Source organism: Stenotrophomonas sp. YJH_SMC_123 (assembly GCF_059368215.1).
On sequence record NZ_JCAFRM010000010.1, the window covers coordinates 72,280 to 91,732 of the forward strand.

General features: G+C 66.1%; 17 protein-coding genes and 1 pseudogene. 2 read left to right on the top strand and 16 right to left on the bottom strand.

Features of this window, described 5'->3' with window-relative positions:
- Nucleotides 1-15: 15 nt before the first annotated feature.
- A complete protein-coding gene (locus tag AC5P5W_RS19290; protein WP_046428091.1) occupies nucleotides 16-300 on the top strand; it encodes a hypothetical protein in 285 nt (94 codons plus the stop codon).
- Nucleotides 267-1,058, top strand: coding sequence for a zinc-dependent peptidase (locus tag AC5P5W_RS19295; protein WP_197575154.1), 792 nt, complete (start codon nucleotides 267-269; stop codon nucleotides 1,056-1,058). The genes AC5P5W_RS19290 and AC5P5W_RS19295 overlap by 34 nt, the downstream gene beginning before the upstream one ends.
- An 85-nt stretch (nucleotides 1,059-1,143) precedes the next feature.
- Here the strand turns inward: AC5P5W_RS19295 and AC5P5W_RS19300 are convergent, their stop codons facing one another.
- The 16 genes and pseudogenes from AC5P5W_RS19300 to AC5P5W_RS19375 form a co-directional block, all read right to left on the bottom strand.
- Nucleotides 1,144-2,568, bottom strand: a complete 1,425-nt coding sequence (locus tag AC5P5W_RS19300) for an ATP-binding protein (RefSeq protein ID WP_014645620.1) — start codon at nucleotides 2,566-2,568, stop codon at nucleotides 1,144-1,146.
- A 25-nt stretch (nucleotides 2,569-2,593) separates the two neighbouring features.
- Entirely contained in the window at nucleotides 2,594-3,277 is a 684-nt protein-coding gene (locus tag AC5P5W_RS19305) for a response regulator transcription factor (RefSeq protein WP_004136763.1), read from the bottom strand.
- Between the two features lie 73 nt (nucleotides 3,278-3,350).
- Entirely contained in the window at nucleotides 3,351-3,725 is a 375-nt protein-coding gene (locus tag AC5P5W_RS19310) for a hypothetical protein (protein ID WP_014645619.1), read from the bottom strand.
- A 213-nt stretch (nucleotides 3,726-3,938) separates the two neighbouring features.
- On the bottom strand, nucleotides 3,939-4,970 hold the full coding sequence (gene dusA / locus AC5P5W_RS19315) for a tRNA dihydrouridine(20/20a) synthase DusA (RefSeq protein WP_049441831.1): 1,032 nt from the start codon (nucleotides 4,968-4,970) through the stop codon (nucleotides 3,939-3,941).
- 94 nt (nucleotides 4,971-5,064) lie between these two features.
- Nucleotides 5,065-7,470 carry a VgrG-related protein gene (locus AC5P5W_RS19320; protein WP_197574405.1) on the bottom strand — a complete coding sequence of 802 codons (2,406 nt, stop codon included), beginning with the start codon at nucleotides 7,468-7,470 and terminating at the stop codon, nucleotides 5,065-5,067.
- Nucleotides 7,471-7,495: 25 nt separating this feature from the next.
- Nucleotides 7,496-7,852 carry a lysozyme inhibitor LprI family protein gene (locus AC5P5W_RS19325; protein ID WP_065428057.1) on the bottom strand — a complete coding sequence of 119 codons (357 nt, stop codon included), beginning with the start codon at nucleotides 7,850-7,852 and terminating at the stop codon, nucleotides 7,496-7,498.
- 586 nt (nucleotides 7,853-8,438) lie between these two features.
- Nucleotides 8,439-9,050: a lysozyme inhibitor LprI family protein gene (locus AC5P5W_RS19330; RefSeq protein ID WP_197576158.1), complete on the bottom strand. Its 612-nt coding sequence runs from the start codon at nucleotides 9,048-9,050 to the stop codon at nucleotides 8,439-8,441.
- Nucleotides 9,051-9,470: 420 nt separating this feature from the next.
- Nucleotides 9,471-10,247: pseudogene (locus AC5P5W_RS19335) on the bottom strand (SulP family inorganic anion transporter); the annotation flags it as partial.
- Nucleotides 10,248-10,376: 129 nt separating this feature from the next.
- Nucleotides 10,377-11,087, bottom strand: coding sequence for a hypothetical protein (locus AC5P5W_RS19340; RefSeq protein ID WP_041862971.1), 711 nt, complete (start codon nucleotides 11,085-11,087; stop codon nucleotides 10,377-10,379).
- The gene (locus tag AC5P5W_RS19345) at nucleotides 11,087-11,365 is read right to left on the bottom strand and encodes a hypothetical protein (RefSeq protein ID WP_227863853.1); all 279 of its coding nucleotides are present in this window, start codon (nucleotides 11,363-11,365) and stop codon (nucleotides 11,087-11,089) included. Before AC5P5W_RS19345 ends, AC5P5W_RS19340 begins: the two co-directional genes overlap by 1 nt.
- A gap of 38 nt (nucleotides 11,366-11,403) precedes the next feature.
- Complete coding sequence (locus AC5P5W_RS19350; protein ID WP_197574403.1) at nucleotides 11,404-14,892, bottom strand: TipJ family phage tail tip protein; 3,489 nt, start codon at nucleotides 14,890-14,892, stop codon at nucleotides 11,404-11,406.
- A complete protein-coding gene (locus AC5P5W_RS19355) occupies nucleotides 14,889-15,491 on the bottom strand; it encodes a tail assembly protein (protein ID WP_049441827.1) in 603 nt (200 codons plus the stop codon). Before AC5P5W_RS19355 ends, AC5P5W_RS19350 begins: the two co-directional genes overlap by 4 nt.
- On the bottom strand, nucleotides 15,484-16,224 hold the full coding sequence (locus AC5P5W_RS19360) for a C40 family peptidase (protein ID WP_014645609.1): 741 nt from the start codon (nucleotides 16,222-16,224) through the stop codon (nucleotides 15,484-15,486). Before AC5P5W_RS19360 ends, AC5P5W_RS19355 begins: the two co-directional genes overlap by 8 nt.
- A 62-nt stretch (nucleotides 16,225-16,286) precedes the next feature.
- On the bottom strand, nucleotides 16,287-16,982 hold the full coding sequence (locus AC5P5W_RS19365) for a phage minor tail protein L (protein WP_014645608.1): 696 nt from the start codon (nucleotides 16,980-16,982) through the stop codon (nucleotides 16,287-16,289).
- Nucleotides 16,983-17,134: 152 nt separating this feature from the next.
- Complete coding sequence (locus AC5P5W_RS19370) at nucleotides 17,135-18,271, bottom strand: hypothetical protein (protein WP_197574402.1); 1,137 nt, start codon at nucleotides 18,269-18,271, stop codon at nucleotides 17,135-17,137.
- 40 nt (nucleotides 18,272-18,311) lie between these two features.
- Nucleotides 18,312-19,451, bottom strand: a complete 1,140-nt coding sequence (locus AC5P5W_RS19375; protein WP_053494634.1) for a hypothetical protein — start codon at nucleotides 19,449-19,451, stop codon at nucleotides 18,312-18,314.
- Between the last annotated feature and the right edge of the window lie 2 nt (nucleotides 19,452-19,453).

Sequence of the window (19,453 nt, forward strand, 5' to 3'; positions counted from 1 at the left end):
ACGTGGATGTCGTCAATGCGCCGTTATGCCCATTGCCTGATCCTGCTGATGATGCCCTTCGCGGCGTCTGCGACGGCAGCGCTGGACGACAGCCGCGGCGCCTGCGTGTCCTCCAACGGTGATGCCGCCTCGCAGCGCGCGCCGACCGCGACTGCCTCGGCTGCGACCACCAAGCCGACACCGGTACGCCCTGCGGCCAGCAGTGCCACCAGCACCGGGGGCGGCGGCAGCGACGATGACGTGCTGCAGCGCATCCGTGCGCCGAAGTGGCACAGCTACCTGCCGGGAATGTTCCGCTGATCAAGTCGTTGCTGCAGTGGCTGCGGCCTACGCCGCGGCCGATCGACGATGCACTGTGGGAACACGCCTGCCGCCGCGCGGCCTGGCTGGACGGACTGGACGACGAACGCCGCGCGCGCCTGCGCGTACTGGCCACGCGCTTCCTGCACGAGAAGACCATCACCCCGATCGGTGAGCTGCAGCTGCAGGCCGGTGACGGCGTGCTGCTGGCCGCGCTGTGCTGCCTGCCGCTGCTGGCGTTCGGTGAGGTGGGGCTGGAGGGCTGGTCGCAGCTGATCGTCTACCCCGATGCCTTCCGCGTGCACCGCAGCCACATGGATGCGGCTGGCGTGCTGCACGAGTGGGATGACGAGCTGATCGGCGAGTCGTGGGACAGCGGTCCGTTGATCCTGTCCTGGGCCGATGTGCAGGCCGACCTGGCGGCGCCGCACGAGGGCTACTGCGTGGCGGTGCACGAGATGGTGCACAAGCTGGATGCGCTCGATGGTGCGATGGACGGTGCGCCGCCGCTGCCGCGCGAATGGCAGCGCGAGTGGGCGGGCACGTTCCAGCGCGCCTACGACGCGTTCTGTGCGCAGGTGGACGCAGGCGAAGAGACGCTGATCGATCCGTATGCGGCCGAGGCGCCGGAAGAGTTCTTCGCGGTGGCCAGCGAGTACCACTTCTCGGCACCGGATCTGCTGCAGCAGGCGTTGCCGGAGGTGGCGGCGCAGCTGCGACGGTTCTACGGCGAGCCGCCCAGGATCGCAATGCGGTAGTGCCGGCCGCTGGCCGGCAACCCCATGATCTTCGATGGCATTGCTTGGTTGCCGGCCCGCGGCCAGCACTACCGATCAACGAGGCTTACGGCCCTGGCGGCAGGCGCACTTCGAAGCGGGCGCCGCCCAGTTCGGCCGAACGGCCCACGGTCAGTTCGCCGCGGTAATCCTTGATCAGGTCCTGCACGATCGACAGGCCGATGCCGTGGCCCTGCACGCGCTCGTCGCCACGCACGCCACGCTGCAGCACCTTGCCGATGTCGTCCGGGGCAATGCCCGGGCCGTCGTCATCCACCGCCAGCAGCAGGCCGGCGCGGCGCGCGTTCGGGGCCGGCAGCGGCTGCGCGGTCAACAGCACGCGGCGGTTGGCCCACTTGAAGGCGTTCTCCAGCAGGTTGCCGAGCAGTTCCTGCAGGTCGCCCGGTTCGCCGTGGAAGCGTGCCGCCGGGTCGATGTCGAACTCGCACAGCACGCCCTTGGAGGCGTAGACCTTCTCCAGGCCACGTACGATTTCCTCGGCGTTGGACTCGATCGGCAGCGGCGCGGAGAACAGCTTGTGGCCCGACGAGGCCGCGCGTGCCAGCTGGTACGAAACCAGGTTGTTCATGCGCTGCAGCTGCACGTCCAGTTCCTCACGCAGCGCGCCGTCGCCGGCACCACTGTCCATCTGCGTGCGCAACACGGCAATCGGCGTTTTCAGGCTGTGCGCCAGGTCGGCCAGGGTGTTGCGCTGGCGCTCGAGGTTCTCGCGCTCGCTTTCGATGAAGGCGTTGATGCTGTCGGTCAGCGGTTCCAGCTCGCGCGGGTGGCGCTCGCTCATGCGCTCGGTCTCGCCGCGCTGCACCTTGGTCAACTCGGTGATCACCCGGCGCAACGGGCGCAGGCTCCACTGCAGGATGACGGTCTGCAGCAGCAGCAGGATCAGGCCGATGCCGCCCAGGTAGAACCAGACGCGGCCACGGAACACGCGCAGCTGGGCACCCAGCGCGCGCGAGTCTTCCATCACATAGATGGTGTACGGGAATTCGGTGGCGGGGTCGGCATCGGCGCCCCACACCAGGCCCAGGCCATAGCGGTACACCGAGCCCTGGCTGCCGTCGATCTGGATCATCGGCAGCGGGCCTTCGAACACTTCCTGGCGCGGTGCCAGCAGGCCGCCGCCCACGGTGGGCAGCATCGGGCCTTCAGCGGACATCGAATTGCCCTTGCCGTGCGGCATCACCACCTGCAGGTACAGGCCACTGCCGGGCACGTCGAAGCGGGAATCCGGCGGCTGCTCGCGGATGTACAGCGAGCGGTCGCGGGTGAAGTCGATGCCGGCCGCGTAGGAGGTGGCGTAGTTCTTCAGGCGCTCACGCAGGTTCGCCTTCGCCGTGTCGGCGAAGGCGGCGTCGAGCGCGTAACCGGCCAGGGCCAGGAACGCCACCAAGCCCACGGACGCGGCGAGCATCTGGCGCGCCTGCAGTGAGCGCGGCCGCCAGCGTCGGAAGAACCACAGACGGCCGGACATCGTGTTATCGCCAGGGTGAGCCGGCTCAGCCCTCGTTGCGCGGGATCGCGAAACGGTAGCCGCGACCGCGCACGGTCTCGATCGGCTTCAGTTCGCCATCCGGGTCCAGCTTCTTGCGCAGGCGGCCGATGAACACCTCCAGCACGTTCGAGTCGCGGTCGAAGTCCTGCTGGTAGATGTGCTCGGTGAGGTCGGCCTTGGAGACCAGTTCACCGGCATGCATCATCAGGTACTCCAGCACCTTGTACTCGTAGCTGGTCAGGTCGACATTGCTGCCGGCCACGCTGACGGTCTGGGCGGCGAGGTCCAGGGCGACCGGGCCGCATTCCAGGGTCGGCTTGCTCCAGCCGGCGGCGCGGCGCAGCAACGCGTTGACGCGGGCCAGCAGCTCTTCGACGTGGAACGGCTTGACCAGGTAATCGTCGGCACCCTGCTTCAGGCCCTCGACCTTGTCCTGCCAGCTCGAACGCGCGGTCAGGATCAGCACCGGGAACTTCTTGCCTTCATCACGCAGGGCCTTGATCAGCTCCATGCCCGACATCTTGGGCAGGCCGAGGTCGATGATGCCGACATCGAACGGAACTTCGCGCCCCATGTAGAGGCCTTCCTCGCCGTCCTGCGCAGCATCGACGGCAAAGCCTTCGCGCTTGAGCCGGGCTGCCAGGGTCTCACGCAGCGGGGCTTCGTCTTCGACCAGAAGGATACGCATGAACTCTCCCTAGTGTCCTGGGTGTGGCCCGGAGGCCTGTGGGGTACGGGTTGATAGCGACAACTATCCCTGTTCAGGGGTTATCGCCGCGTAGTGATGACATATCCGACCGCGGCGTGCGCGGCTGTGAACGCGACGGGGCGGGGTCGTCCATGTAGCGGACCCGGCCCCGGTCGTCCATGTACTTCACCCGGTTGATATCACGACCATCGAACGGCACGCGCTCGGCACCGAGGATGTGACCACCCGTGGTGCGCTGCACGCGGCGCACGGCATCGGACAGCGAACGCTCGTCGCCACGGTTGCCGCGCTCGCCCCGCTCCATCATCTCCGCACGCCCCTGCTCACCCCGCGGCGGCTGCTGTGCCAGCGCCGACGACAGCGGCACGGCCGACAGGACCACGCAGGTGGCCAGGGCAATGCGGCGATGGAAGGGAGCGGAAGACATCGATGCGATCCTAGCCGAGCACGGCGATTCGTTCAAAAGTCGTAAATCCGGATGCCGGGTTCGGGGCCCGGCGCTTTACAAATCCTTTGCAAATTCTTGGTTTGGGGCAGTGAATCCGGTCTGAACTTTTCCGGCCGCGACCCCGCGATGTTCAGCTAGGTGAACATTCGGAACGAATCGCCGCGCCTTGTCAAGTCAGGAATGTGACAGCGGTCACGCTGCGGCGCGATCAGCGTCGCGTTCGGTCGCGGCAAGCGCCTGCTCGACCAGGCTCCAATCGGCGCCCGGGCGGTGTGCGCCCTCGCTCAGCACCTGGCGGAATGCGCGGCCACCGGGCTGGCCATGGAACAGGCCGAGCAGGTGACGGGTGATGTGCTTCAGCGCCAGGCCTTCGCCCAGGCGCGCTTCCACGTAGGGGCGCAGCGCGCGCAGCAGGTCGCCGCGGGCCTGCAGCGGGGCGCCGGTCTGCAGCGCCTCCAGCTGATGCAGCAGGTAGGGATCGTGGTAGGCCGCGCGGCCCAGCATCACGCCATCGACGTGCGCGGCCTGCGCCTGCACCGCCTCGACGCTGGCCAGGCCGCCGTTGAGTACCACCGGCAGCGCCGGGCGCTCCTGCTTCAGGCGGTAGGCCCAGTCGTACTTCAGCGGCGGAACCTCGCGGTTCTCCTTCGGCGACAGGCCCTTCAGCCACGCGTTGCGCGCGTGCACCACCACCATCGCGGCACCTGCGGCGACCTGGCGGTCGACGAAGGCGGCGAACACGTCGTAGTCGTTGTCCTCGTCCACGCCCAGGCGGCACTTCACCGTCACCGGGATCTCGACGGCATCGACCATCGCCGCCACGCACTCGGCCACGAGCATCGGCTCGCGCATCAGGCAGGCGCCGAAGCGCCCGGCCTGCACGCGGTCGGACGGGCAGCCGCAGTTGAGGTTGACCTCGTCGTAGCCCCAGTCGGCAGCGATGCGCGCAGCCTGCGCCAGCAGCGCGGGATCGCTGCCCCCCAGCTGCAGCGCCAGCGGCTGTTCGCTGCGGTCGAAGCCGAGCAGGCGCGCGCGATCGCCGTGGATGACCGCGTTGGCGTGCACCATTTCCGTGTACAGGCGCACCCCCGGTGCCAGCACGCGATGGAACACGCGGCAATGGCGATCGGTCCAGTCCATCATGGGGGCCACGGACAGGCGCAGGGAATCGGCGTAACGGGCGGTGGCGGACGTCATCGGGGTGTTGATCGTGGAGACTGGCATTGCCAGTGAGATCAATAGTTTACACCGGACGGCTGAATGGCGGCGGGTGGCTCCGGGGCTGGCCGCTCGACCGGCCCCGGGGACACCGCGTGGCTTACAACCCGCGGTTGCGAACCTGTTCCTGCTGCTGTTCCTGCGCACGCTGGTTGAACTGACTGTCCAGCGCTTCGCTCTGCCGGCTGCTGGCCTCGACCGAGTGCGACACCGCCTGCTGGCGGTCGACGAAGGTCCGCTGCGCTGCCGGGTCACCCAGCTCGCCCTGCACCGCGAACAGGCCGGTGCCGTCCGGGCGGGCCACGACATGGTCGATCTGGCGCATGCCGGACACCTTGCTTTCGTAGGCCAGCTGGCCAGCCGCTCGTTCGGCTTCCTGCGGGTTGGCGAACAGCGGCTTCAGGCCGGCCTGGGCGCGCTGCTGTTCGAGCGCCTGCAGCTTCTCCAAAGCCTGGCCGAAGCGCGCGTTGTCGGCATGCCCGGCGTCGCGCATGCTGGCCGGCGCTGCAGGTTCGGCCTGGGCCGGTGCCGCCGGCGCGATACCGGCCTTCACCGCGTTGGGCGCATCCACCTGCGCCAGGGTCCTGCGGCCGGCCTTGCCATCGTCGTCCAGGCCATTGTTGGCCTGGAACTGCTTGACCGCTGCAAAGGTGTCCTTGCCATACACACCATCGGCGTGCAGCGGCTTGCCGTCGGCCCCGGCGTAGCCCAGCGCCGCCAGCTTGCCCTGCAGGGCCTTGACCTCATCGCCGCGCTCGCCCTGCTTCAGCACGCCATCGGCCATCGGCGCCTGCTGTGCACTGCGTGCGGCCTGCGCGGCCTCGGGGCCCTGCGCGTGGACCTTGCCGCCCAGGGTGATGCGGTCGTTGAGCATGTCACCCAGGAACCTGCGGTACTGATCGGGCTCGAGCTCGATATGAGCGTGCACGGCACCCGGGGTACCGGCATCGGACTGGCGGATCAACGGCGCACCGTACTCGACGAAATCACCGGTCTTGTAAGGGGTGGTTCCACGCGCACCGTGCAGCACCTGCCCGACCAGTTCGCGCTGCGGATGCCCGGCCGGATGGCTCCAGATGCTGATCGAATTCCACTTGTCATTGTTGACCTGGACATACCCGGCGACCGGATTGGGAATCATCACCTCCCGATCGCCGCGCGCATTGCTCAGAATCAGATCCTTGTGCACCAGCGGGATGCCGTTGCGATCACCGCGGGTCCGTACCGTTTCCAGTTCGCCCTCGACCATGGCCGACGGGCGGTCAGCCTTGGCGGCATTGCCGGTGCGCACGGCCTCGGCATTGGTGTTGGGGTGATGGATCTTCAGTTCGCGATAGGCATCCTCGCCACTGGTGCCATGGCGCAGTGTGCGGTTGCTGCTGCCGTTGCCAAAGGGTTCGACCACGACGATGCGCTGGCCACCGGGCGCGGCGGCGGCATCGGCTTCCCGCGCAGTCGCGGGTGCGGGTGCCGCAGCAGGAGTGACCGGTGCAGGCGTGGCCGGTGCCACAGGCTGCGCCGGCGTGTGCTCGCGTACCGCCGTATCCAGGGCCTGCAGGGTCTGCCGGCCGGCCTTGCCATCGACGGTCAGCCCATGCGCCTGCTGGAACTCGCGCACTGCATGCTCGGTATTGGCACCGTAGTGGCTATCGGCTGTCAGCGGTTGCCCGTTGCGACCGCTATGGCCGGCCTGGATCAGCTTGGCCTGCAGGGCCTGGACCTCGGTACCACGCTCGCCGGGTGCCAGCACGCCGTCGGCCATCGCCGATGCCGCCGCACGCTGGCCGCGCTGGCCGGGCTCAGGTTCACCGAACACCTGCTGGTAATCCTTGCCCCGGTAAGCCTCGGGGTTGTGGTTGACCTGGTCGTAGCGCGCCAGCCCGACCAGTGCGGTCTTCTCGGTGAGCGCACGATCACGCAGCGAATCCCACAGGGTGGGCGAGCTCTGGAAGTGCACCTGCACATTGGCGTGCTTGTAGTCCTGCACCGCGCGGACGATCTGCTCGTCACTCAGCTCAGTCAGCTTGAAGTCTTCGCCATAGGCCTGCTGCAGGCCCTTCTGGAACACCGACCGGGTCATGCCGCGGTACTGCACCGAGGTGCTCCACAGCGCATCCTGCACGGCCGCACCACGGCCGGAGAGATCGATGCCCACATCCTTCAGGCGGCCCATCTGCACGTCGTAGTACTTGTGCTGGATGAAGTCGTGCTGGTCCCTGGCAAACCCTGCCGGATCGGCGGCCGCCACTTCCTTCCAGCGTTCGGTGAAGGCCGGGGTTCCTGCCTGCAGGCCGTTGAAGCGGTTGCCATAGCGCGAGGCGGCGACGTACTCATCCACGCCGCCAACGTTGGTGGCGTACTGGTAACTGCCATACGACACGCCGCCATGGTCGCCCCTGCCGGTGGAAACGTGGCCGGGGCCGCGACCTCCGGTTTCGAAATGCGCCGACGTCTGGCCGCGATGCCAGTTGTCCATTGCCTGCTTTGCCTGGGTCACAACATCCATTTTCCTGCACTCCTTTGCGGGGGAATTACTTCGAGGTCAGTGCCTGCAGCACGTCGGCACGGTTGGCGGTGCGATTGATCCGGCAGGACTGCGCGTCCAGCATCTGCCCCTGCCCGTCTTCGGCAGGGTTCCAGCTGCAGTAGCGATTGGTATCGGACATGTAGGCGGCCTGCTCGTCCATCAGCCTATCCTTGTCCTTGCCATCGGGACCGTCGACGATCTTCATGAAGGCCTGCTCGAGTCGCTGCTCCTGCCAGGCAAGCTCCTCATCGCCACACGCCTGCAGTGCGGGGGTCTCGCCGCCGCTGGAGTTCACGCACGTGGCGTACTGCGGCCGCAGCGTGGCTTTGTTGTAGGAATCATCCGGGCGCTGCGGCGGCATGTCCTGATCATCGGCATCGGCCGCTGTCGTGGCAGGTGCGGCGCGTGCAGGCTCTGCAGTGGCGGGCGGCGATGCGGTGGCGGGCGCGGCGGCCGCGGGGGCAACTGCCGTATCCGCCTCCGGGCTCTTGGCCTGGCATGCTGCCAGGCTGAGGCCCAGGGCCAGCGCAAGCGCGATGGCCCCGGCCCTGCCGAACGTTTCGCGGGGGGCCGCTGGAAGGTGGTTTGTTCCCTGCATTGCTTGCATCTCCTTGGCATCCAGGCACGTGGCCCGTCAACGCGGGGCCGTCCATCGGCCCCATCGGGAATTGCATGCTACGCCAGCGTGGATTTCAGATGCCTGACTGGATTCAGAATGTGTGCACCTTGTCCCAACTGCAATCTGCACGGCGCAACGTCCTCGCGATCGCGTTCGCGAATTCGTATGTTGAGGTCGCTCACATGATGCCCAATGCTCACGAATCTCAACCAAACTGCCGTTTCAAGGACATCTTGAAGGCTTGACCGCAGTCAATTCCGCTGCCCTGCCAGCAGACGGGCTTTCGGATCGGCGTCGAGGCCCCCTGCAATGCCGCCATCGAGGCTCATCATCGCGCCAACACGCCCTTCTGCAGTTCCACCGCACGGTTGGCGTAACGATTGATGAGGCACGACTGTGCATCCAACGCCGGGCCCACGCTGTCAGTGGCCTGGCTGCAGTGTTTGTCCGTGTCTGCAGCCCAGTTGGCCTGCTCGTCCATCCAGCGGTCCTTGCCCGGGCCGTCGGGGCCGTCCATCAGTCGCGCAACCTGTACTTCCAGCAGCGCCTTGTGGTGGCTGAGCTCGGCCGCATCGCAGGCTTCCAGCTGGTCGTCCATGCCACGGGCGTCCTGCACGCAACGGGTGTATTCCGGACGCAGCGTTGCCTGGGTATACGAGGTATCCGGCGGCGCGCTCTGCGCCAGCAGCTGGTCGGCACGGTTGGCGACACGGTACAGGCGGCATTCCTGCGCGGCCTGCAGCTGCTGCACGCTGCCGTTGGGAACAACGCGGCAATAACGGTCTGTATCACTGCGCCAGCTCGCCTGGGTGGCCTGGAATGCCGTCCGGGCAGCGGCGTCGAGTCCGGCCAGCGCCTTGCTGGCCGCCGCTTCGAGGCGCGCTTCCTGGTAGGCGAGTTCGTCCTTGCCGCAGGCCTGGAGCTTGCCTGCATCTTCCACCCCATCCACACACCAGCCATAGGCTGGGCGCAGGCGACCCTCGGTATAGGACGCATCCGGGTAGTGGGGGGAATCTGCCGATGCCGGGCCGGAAGGGGCTGTCGGCGATGCCGCAGCAATCGACGCGGGGGCCGCCGTTTCGGTCGATGCCTGGGAAGAAGGCGCCTGGCATGCGGTGAGCGCCAGGCACAGGGCCAGCACCTTCCAACACCCACGGCCGACGCCGACCCGTTCGTTGCGCCCAAGCGCGTCCATTGCCTGCATTGCCTGTTTCTCCCTTGCGTGTCGCCAGCGGGTGCCGGCAGGGAGGGGCCGTCCATCGACCCCCATCACGCGGGCAATGCTACGACAGTGGCGGTTTCAGGTGCCTGACTGGATTCAGAATGCGTGCACGTCGTCTCAGACGCGGACGCTGGAACCTCAATGCCCGCCTCCGCGCCCGCCTACCTGTTCGATCAACGTCTGGCTGGCCGCATTCAGGCCCACCACCGTCACCCCCGCCCCATGCGCGGCCAGCTTTTCGTGCGCGCGTTCCAGCGCGGCCACCGCCGTCAGATCCCACAGATGGGCATCACGCAGGTCGATCTGCACCTTCGGCGCCACATGCTGGTAGTCGAACGCGGCGCCCAGCTGGCCGGCGGACGCGAAGAACACCTGCCCGCGTACGCGGTAGATCTACGTGTCTGCGACATCCTCGCGCTGCACATCCAGCATGCGGCCAACCTTGCGCGCGAAGAACAGCGCCGACAACAGCACGCCACTGAGCACGCCCTTGGCCAGGTCGTGGGTGGCCACGGTGACCACCACGGTCAGCAGCATCACGGCCGAGGAACTGCGCGGATGCGTGCGCAGGTCGCGCAGCGAGCGCCAGCTGAAGGTGCCGATGCTGACCATGATCATCACCGCCACCAGAGCGGCCATCGGGATCTGCCGCACCAGGTCGCTGCCGTACACCACCAGCACCAGCAGCACGCCGGCCACCAGGCAGGACAGGCGGCCACGGCCACCGGACGTCACGTTGATGACCGACTGGCCGATCATCGCGCAGCCGGCCATGCCGCCGAGGAAACCGGTGACCGTATTCGCCACGCCCTGGCCGACGCATTCGCGGTTGCGCTCGCTGGGCGTCTCGGTGATGTCCTCGACGATCTGCAGGGTCATCATCGATTCGAGCAGGCCGACCATCCTGAGCCGGGCGGGCCGGCTGCCGATGTGCGGCAAGGGTCAGGGTGGCGTGATCACTGCAGTGCGTCGTCGAGGAGCGTAGGAGGGGCGCAGTCTAGGCCCAGGCGGCTCAAATGGCCGCCTGCACGGGCCTGATTCAGGCTAGTAGGTGTGTGCGGCAATCAGGAAGTTCGGCAACTGCCCCGTGAAACTCTGGTAGGACGCGCCGCTCAACGAACGTTGACGGTTCTCTCTACGCCTGCAGTAGTTCAATCGCACCTGCGAAGCATTTGGAGTATTGATGTACGGCTGATAGCGCATGTTGCCGCGAATGGTCGGGCCACTTCCGTAGTAGGCGTAGATGTCATGGCACAGTCCAATGTCGGACATCAGATAGGCGAGATTCTCACCAGGACCGTTGAACAGTGGCCCTTGCCTCACATTGTCGGTGGACATCTCGGTAAAGCCTGGAACACTTCCACCCGATTTATCGACCAAACCAGCGATGCGCAGTGGACGGTTTGACATATCCCACTGGATGGATCCGTCGGCGTTGTAGACCTGCATGCCTGTACTTCCACTGTTGACCGCCCGCCCCCATGCCCACCACTCGAAGCTGGTGGTCCCTTGCCCCATGCTCCAGTAAAAGCCATTCAGCGCTGACATCACCTGTGCGGATCCGCCATTGCAGCGGATGAACACCAGGTACGGCACGCTCTGTGCGGGAAGGCTTACAAACCCGCTCGCGCCATAGGCGGACGTATTGCTTGCAATGGACTGCGTGCCCTTGGCTATCGAGAAGAAGACGAAGGAATGTGCGTTCACAAGAACCGGAACGCCGCTGTCATTGGTGACTTCAAGACCAACAGACATCAGAAGACTCCGTAGTAGATGGAAGCAGTCGGGTTGGCAATCGGCGAGAACGTGAACTGCATCCGCAATGTATTGCCGCCGTCGACAAACGACATGTACCCCAGCGCAGGCGCGGAAAACTGATTGCCATTCTGGTCCTGCCAACTGTCGGAGCCAGGGCTGGGCAGGATGGCAAATGGCTCACCCAGGCCGGCCAGGCCCACGCTGCTGGACGAGCTCCCAACGACCGAGAGAGTGCCCATGATCTTGCCGGCACGATCATTGGTGTCGAACCACATCTGCCCATCCGGGCCGAATATCTGCATACCTGTTGCCATTACCAGATCCCCATGCGGACGCGGACGCGGCCGTTGCTGTCGTAAACGTGGATGACACTGTCATTGATGGTCAGGCGGCCGCCGTTCTCGGGGCCGTTCATCGTCAGCGTGCCGTTCTTGTCGAGCCTCCATCGCGGTTGCCCGCCGGCACCAACCGCATTGGACTGGATCACGTCGCCGATCATGGCGTTCTGGATCCAGCCGTTGCCGATCAGTGCCTGGCTGATGAAGGTCTGCCCGCCCTGCACCACGAAGGGCGCACTGACCTGCCCGCTGTTGGTGTTGATCAGCGCGAAGCGATCAGCCTGCATCAGGATCTGGCTCTGATAGCTGCCATCTGGCTGCTGCTCCACGCCCAGACCCATGCCGGCCATGTAGATCTGCCCGGCGCTGGTGATCTGCGCCTTGACCGTATAGGTCGCGCTGACCTTGCCATCCAGGTTGACCACGGCCTGCGAGACCTGCTGGACCGCGGCGCTGACGCCCTCGATCTTGCCTGGAACACCTTCGATGGACGCTTCGACCGTGTCCACGCGCTTAGCCAGTGCCGCGTCCTTCTCGGCCATCACGCTGTAGACGGTGATGGCACCGGCGCTGACATCGTTCTCGCCGACGTTGTAGTCCTCCTCGCCGGCAGTGTGGTCGCTGACCTGGGCGAACAGGCCGTCGACCTTCTGCCCCTGCGCAGCCACCTTGCCATCGACGTCGGTCACGTCCATTTCCAGCTGGTCGACACGGCCGACGATGGCACCCGCCTCGGCGATCGCGTCGCCGATGTTCTTCCAGTGGCTGCCCGGCGGCGTCTCGTTGCCTGCAGCGGCGCCCTGCCAGCTCCAGATCCTGCCGTCGTGGATGACGGTCTGCCCTGGGCTGTAGGTTGCCTCGGCATCCCAGACCAGCGGCAGCACTTCGGTGACGCGCTCGATCTTGCCCTTCAACTGTTGGCCCAGCGCGCTTTCGTTGATGCGGCCGGCGAAATAGGCGTCGTAGTCCGATGGGTTGCTGCTGGACTCGCCCAGAACACCCATCTCCACCGGATGCCACGGACCCACGTTGCCGCTGCGATCGACCAGGCGCCCCCAGAACCAGAAGCGTGCGCCCGCCGCGAGACCGTTCATCTGGTGCCGCGACTGTGGATAGGCGAAGTCGCCAAGCTTGATGGCCGCTGCGCGATCCGGGCTGGTGCTGTACCAGAGCTCCGTGCGTTCGGTATCCGTGGCGCCTGCCGGGAATTGCCAGCCCAGCTCGATGCCGAACACCCTGCTGCGCGCGGTCAGCGAGGTCAATGCCGGTGGCGGCGTCGTCTTGCCTTCAATGGCGGTGAGCGCGCTGAGCGTCGGCTGCGACACCGCGCCCAGCGCATTGACCGCGCGTACGCGGGCCAGATACTCGCCTGCGTAGACGCCCCGCACTTCCAGGCTTTGCGTCCCGACGCGACCAGCGCGGACCCAGTTGAGATCGCCACGGCGCCATTCCACGTCATAACCGATCGCCTTGTCTGCAGCATCCCACTCGATCGTGAGCACGGAGGTAGCGATGCCCTGGTCGACCACCACATGCGAGGCCATCCGCACGTTGGCCGGTGCCGGCTGCACGCTGGGCGGGATGATGCTGATCGGCGGCTGTTCCAGGCGCGTGCCATCGTCGATGGCGGCGTACTTGCCCGGCACGTGCTTGAGCGCGGTGATCTGATAGGTCAGGTCCTCGCCTTCGCTGATCGACAGCACGCGATAGTGCTGCAGGGCCAGCTCCGGCGATTCCAATGCCCAGACCGACTGCGCCACCGGCACCGCCGACCACGGCGCGGTGACGGTCACCGTCTCGCCGTCCACCGACTGCACCGTGCGTGCTTCGGTCTGCCCGCTGGGCAGGGTGGCACGCAGGGTGTCACCGACCGCGATCTGTTCCGGCATGCGGTCCAGCACCAGGCTGCGCGTACCCGCACTACGGATGCGGCCCGCATTGCGGCGGCCGGCGCGGTTCGGGTCGGCCACCTGGATCACATCACCGGGCATGCAGCCCAGCGCATCCAGGCCCACCGAGAAGCTGATCGTCTCGGTTTCCAGCATCTCGGTATGCAGGATGTGGTTGCCCACGCGCTGCGCCTGCGAACGCGAGTGGCAGCCCACCGCCGTCACTTCGGTCTGGTTGATGCCGTAGCGGGCCACGCCAGGCAGGTGCTGCACAACTTCGACCTTCTGCCGGCCGAAGTCGTCCGGATCGATCCACGACACCAGGGCCACCGTGTGCCGCGCCGTGCGGCTGCTGCCGGCATAGTGGAAACGCCCTTCGATGACGTTGGCCTGGCTGTAGGTCAGCACCGGGTCCTTGGGCATGTCGGCCGAGGCCATCACCTGCCCCGCCGCATAGAAGCTGATGCCGCGGAACATGGTGGCGATGTCCTGCAGCACGCGGTAGGCCTCGGCGCGGGTCTGCAGATACAGGCTGCAGGTGAAGCGCGGCTCCTTGCCGCCCTGGCCATCGCTGACCAGTTCATCGCAGTAGCGCGCGATCTGGTACAGCCGCCACTTGTCCACCCAGTCCAGCGGAACACGATGGCCCAGGCCGAAGCGATCGTTGGTGACGATGTCGAAGAACACCCAGGCCGGATTGTTGGTCCAGCCACTCTTGAAGGTACCGTCCCACACACCGCTGTAGAGACGGCTGAGCGGATCGTAGTTGGAGGGGATGCGTACGATGCGGCCCCACAGCTGGTAGGACCGGGTGGGAATGTTCTGGAACTGGCTGGCATCAACCTGCACCGCCGCCAGCGCACAGTTCGGATAGCGCAGCTTGGCATCGATGATCTCGGTCATCGACAGCACGTTGATGGTATCGGCGATGGTGCTGCTGTTGGCGTTGGCGGTCAGCCGGCGGATGCGCACCTGCCACTGGCTGCCGGCAGGCAGATCGATGCGGCGGCTGCGCTCGTACTGGCTGGTGGTCTTGCCACTGAAGGCATCGGTCAGCACCGTGCTGAACGGGCCGCCGTCGGTGGACAGATCCACCGCGTACATGATCCGGTAGCCTTCAGTATCACCGTTCTCGGTGTTGGTCTTCTGCAACGCCGGCACCGCAAAGCGGATACGGACGGCTGACAGATCGGCACCCGATACGGTGCGCACCACCGGCGCATCGCTGCGCAGCTCGACGTTGACCCCGACTTCGTTCTCGATGGAGGGGAAGCCGCTGATGTGCTCCTGGTCCTGGGTGCCGGAGCGCGTCTGCACGTCCACGCCGGAGAAGTTCAGCGTGCCGTCCGGATTCTCGATCGGCACCTGGTCCAGGTAGATCGACTGCTTGCCGGCAACCAGGCCACGGATCTCGCCCTCGCTGGCGAGGTCGATGATGCGGGCCACCGCCATCGAGTGCAGGCTGTCGGCGGTTTCGACCGGGGTTCGGGCGTTACTCGCGCCCTTCTTGGCACCCGCCAGCACTGGCGTGGCTGCGCCGCGCGTGCGCGGCGTGGGATGAGTGGTCTGATTCAAAACTGGTCCTCCGCCAGGATGCCGCCGCTGATCACGGCCGAGCCGATGAACATGCCCTTGGTGTCATGGCCGCCATAGGCGACCGGCACGGGGTTGCCTTGCGCCTGCGTGTTGACGGTGCCGTTCATGCTGTAGCTGGGCGCGTTTTCGGGTGTGTCTTTGGCACCCAGGCCTTTTGGCTGGGGGGAGAGCATCTGGGCGACGCCACCGACCACCATGCCCACACCCATCTGGATGAATCCGGTACCGGATCCACCGGCCGCAATGTTCATGTAGACGCCAACAACAATCAAAACAACGCCCATGATCGTCTGCAGAATGCCTCCCCGCTTGCTGCCCACCAGCACCGGCGCAATACGGATGTCATCCTGTCCCGGCGGGTCGTGCAGCTGATCCCGCGACAGGTTCTGCCGCCCGTTGAACACGGCAAACTCCATGCCCTTGGCCTTTGCGCCCATCAGGTACTGCTGGAATCCCGGCAACATCGTGCACAGCGCATGCACCGCCTCGGCCGGGCTGTTCACCGCCAGCCGGAACCTGCGCCCAAAGCGCGCACCCAGCTTGCCGTACAGGCGGATCGTACGAAGACGGTCAGTCATGGCGCACCTCGCGATGGCGGACGATGCAACGGGTGCGCTCGGCCCACATGCCGCCGTACGGTACGGTCTCGGACAGGCGGCCATGCAGGTGATGCAGCATCTGCCCGTCGCCGAGGTAGATGCCCGCGTGGTTGGTGACCGGCGAGCGGATCTGCATCAGGATCATGTCGCCCCGCTGCGGCTCGCCCTCGATCAGGTCGAAGCCCTCGGCGTGCAGCCGTTCAAGGCTGTACAGGTCCTGGCCGTGGCTCCACCAGTCGTCCTGGCGTTCGTACTCGGACAGCGGGATGCCCAGTTCGCGTGCGTGGAAATCGCGGACCAGGCTGTAGCAGTCCAGCACACCGTGGGCGAACTGGCGACCGACCAACGGTGCCATGTAGCCCGTGGGATGCAGGGTCTGCAGATCACCGCACAGCGGTGCCTCGCCTGTTACCTGGCCGACGCTGACGATGTGCCAGGTCAGCCCGCTGCGCTCGCACATGACCCGATCGGCGTCGGACGGCGTTGCGGCGGCATCGGGATGGCTGTGCACCAGGGCCAGCACCTCGCCCTTGTCCTCGGCCACGGCATAGTCCTCAGCGGGCAGGCGGAAATGCTCGCTGGGCGTGGCGGCCACGTTGCGGCAGGGAAGATAGCGTTCGTGGCCTTCAATGGCCACGATCAGCCCGCAGCATTCGCGCGGGTACTCGGCCACGGCGTGCGCCTGGATGGCCTGCAGGGTTGTCGGTTGCATGTTTCACCCATGAAAAAGGCCCGCGCGGGCGGGCCTGGAAAGTGGAATCGGGAGGGGATCGATCAGGAGCGCAACAGGCCCGCGGCGGGGAAGCCGCCATAGGGCAGCGGCTTGTCCTGGCCGAAGCGCAGCTTGCAGCTGCGTACCCGACCGCCGCACTGGTCACGCGCCGGATCATCGGTGGCGACGTCGTCGCTGTCGGCCACCGCTGGACCGTTGTAGCCACAGTACGCGCCGCGATAGCCGCCACGCACCAGCCAGCCACACATGCCGGCGATGATCTGCCTGCCCGGCAGCTGCTGCCCATTGAGATCGATCGCGGTGGTCAGCTCGAACTCGACCATCTGCTTGTCCTCACCGATCTTGCGCTCGATGAACCAGACTTCATCAGGGAAGTGCTCGCCAGGATCCGCGCTGGGATTGCCTTCCTCGAAGTTGGCGGCATCCAGGTACTTGGCCAGTGTCTGCCGGCGGATGATGCGGGCACCGACCAGGTCATCGAACAACAGGCACATGGCGGTGATGCGGCCATCGATGTTGCTCACGCGCAGGCGCGGGTTCGGCGGCTGGTCGCTGGTGCGCTCGAAGCCGCTGGCCTCGATCGGCCAGGGGCCATATTCCTGGCCCTGCCACCAGATGAGGCCACTCTGCAGGTGCGCGTGGAAGAAGAGCTTGTCGGCGCCGAAACTGCTGGCGTCGAGTTCATAGACGGTGATGCGGCCACCCGGCTCAAGCTGCTGGGCATCGGCGGTGATCATGGGGTGTTCTCCTGTGCGGCATTGGGAAGAGGAGGTGGTACGGGGTACCGTTCCTGGCCGCACGGCACGATGACGTGGTGGCCTGGGCGCAGCGAGGCAGTGGTGGTGAAGCAGGCGTGCTTTGGCGCCTGCGGAGCGGGGGTTGTCATGGCTCAGAGCTCCGCATCGGCCTGGACCAGCACCTGCGAGGTGGTCGACCACACCACCACCGCGCCCCAGAGCTGCATGTTGTTCGGCATCGAGGCGATGACTGCCGCGTCAACCGTGGACTGCCAGCTGGGCGCTCCGCCGTCGAAGTTGACCAGGTTGCCGGCATTGCCGAAGCCCACCAGGTTCAGCGCGGTGGACGGCGAGGAGATTCTGGGTGCTGAGCGTTTGCGCACCTTGAACGGGATGAACGCTCGCGTGTCGCCGTTGGCGGTGTAGGTGATGCCGATGATCCGGTTTACATCCACCGTCTCGTAGTAGCGCTGGCACAACAGCAGCTCCAGTGCTTCGGACCGGCGGTCGAAGTCGGTGGCGTTATCGCCTTCTTCGATCTGCACTTCGGCCAGTTGCACGCTGCCGCTCTTCTGCCCGGCGGCGAACGCGCGGCCGCCGAAATCGGCACCTGCGTCCAGCCAGAAGCCCAGTTGCAGGTAGCTGTCCGGGCCCAGCGTCTTGCCGGCAAGACCGGGAACTTCCACGGTGACCTGGTGCCATCGCCACAGCGTATCGAGCACGACCGAGGCGCCGATGCTGTCGCGCGCGGTAGACCCACCCGTTCCGTAGGACTGCTGCAGCTCCACGCCGATGCGGAAGTCGTCCACCGAGGCGCGCGCCTTGAAACTGATCGTGACGGTGCGCCCGGCCAGTGTCCGGACATCCTCGATGCGCTGTTGGACCAGCGCCATGTTGCCGGCACCGGCAACGCTCTGCACCTCCAGCCGAAGCAGGTGGCGCGACCCAGCCAGCAGGCGCCCTCCCTGGCCGCCGCCTGGAGGCACATCCTCGCGTGAGGCAGCCACCCTGGTGCCGATGGCATTGATCGCCCAGCGGTCAGCGATGTAGCGAGAGCCCGTGGATGCAGGGAACACTGCACCGCGCTGCCAGAACCGGAAGTCGCCGTTGATGAGCGGGTTCCTTCCGGCCATGCGGCCTTCCAGATGCATGAGCGCCGATTGCGCGTCGTCCAGACCAGCGTAGATCTCGGCGAAGTTGTCGTTGATCTTGGTGAATGCCGGTCGCTGGGTCTCACCCCGCTTGCCGTTGGGCTGGACGGTGTCCAGGTCGATGATTCTTCGTGTCATGTGCAGTCCTCGCTGCGTGCGCCGGTGTTGACGGCCAGGGTCAGATCTCGGCGTCAGCCGCCCAGTTGCCGCCCACCAGATAGGCATAGAACGGCGTCAGGCCAGAACCGAAATCAAGCTGAAGCGTGAATCCATCGGGACGAAGGAACAGCGGGACAGCCATTCCACGTGACCACCCGTTGCCGTTGAACAACGACCAGTAGCCGAGGGCCGGCGCCACTTCACTGTTGGAGTAGAGCGTGAGTGCGGGCACAGTGCGTTTGGCGACCTTGAAGGAGATCTGCTCACTGCGCGCCAGGCCTGCCTGGAACGCGGCGGCGACGCCCTGCGGTGACGGCATGCCAAGCTGCGGTGCCTGTTCCAGCGGGAAGCTCTTCTCGTAGTACCGCTGGCACAGCATCAACTCGGTTGCGTCATCACGCATGTCGTAGTCGGTAGGTGTCGCCCCCTTCTCCAACTGCATGCAGGTCAGCGAGAAGGACCCAGACTGGCCGACAAGCTGTCCGCCATAACCACCGGGCGTCGCAAAGTCGACGATGACGTGCAGCTTGCTGTTGGCTCCCACGGTCTTGCCAGCAATGGATGGCAACTCGACGGTGAAGTACCTGAGCGCGGCCGCGGTGCCGATCTCCTGGACGCCTGCCCGGACCGTCACGTCCGGAGACCCATTGGTACCAAACGTCTGGATGAAGCGAACGCCGATGCGGCAGCCCGGCGTCGCGGCCCATGCCTGCATGCTCAGCGTCACGGTACTTCCCGCCAGCGTCTGCACGCCTTCCACCGGCTGGGTGACGAACGCCTCGGTCGCGGCCGTCGATCCGGTGAGATCGCAGTTCATGAATCCCGTGACCCCGAATGCCGGGGCATCGAAGCTGCGGCGTGACACCGCGACCTGCCCCGCCCCGGTGCATACCACCTGGAAGCGATCGGGAACATACACCGCCAGAGGCGACACCACAGTGCGGCTGCTGCCCCGTTGCCAGAACCTGAAGTCACCGTTGATCAGCCGGTTCCGGCCGTTCTGCCTGCGCCGGAGATCCTGCACCGTGGTTTCGAGTTCATCCAGATCCGTGTAGAGATCGGCGAAGTTCTCATTGACCTTGGTGAAGGCCGGCCGTTGCGTCTCACCCCGCTTTCCGTTCGGCTGCACGGTATCAAGGTCGATTGTGCGTCGTGCCATGC